The 474-nt window shown below is 60.3% G+C and carries 1 protein-coding gene; it reads left to right on the forward strand.

Annotated features, from left to right (window positions below; genetic code table 11):
- On the forward strand, window positions 1-358 hold a 358-nt coding region (locus AWU74_RS14335), incomplete at its 5' end, for a hypothetical protein (RefSeq protein ID WP_238580265.1).
- Between the last annotated feature and the right edge of the window lie 116 nt (window positions 359-474).

Below are 474 nucleotides of genomic sequence, written 5' to 3' on the forward strand. Positions count from 1 at the left end.
GTTTCAATTGCTTCTTGACATACGCCATCTGCCTCTTCCAGCGAGGCGCCTCCGCCTCGAACCGTCGAGCAAGCGCCGCGCGCTCGGTTTCCATCTCGCGAAGCCGTTTCTCATGATCTCGCTTTGCTTTTTCTCTTTGGGCCTCGACTTTGGAGATGGCTCGCTCGCGACGCGCGCGTTCAGCTTCAAGTTTGGCCCGTTCCCGATCTCGCTTCCGTTCTTCCCGTTCGTATTCCTTTGCGGCCTCTCGGGCTGCCTTGTCATCCAGAGCGCGCCCGCGCTTAATTGGCGTCGAAGGGTGCTTTCGCGAGCCCCGCTTGTGGGCTGGAAGCGAGTCCGGGAGGTCCGCCTGCTCTAAGCAGTGCCCACCAGATCCAACAGGGCGCTGCAGCACTACGCAGGGCCGTTTCATTATCGCGGCGCCGACGTCGAGATCATACACCCTGTTCCCGAAACCCAGGTGCGATAAGTTGT

It is taken from the genome of Treponema endosymbiont of Eucomonympha sp. (assembly GCF_001028545.1).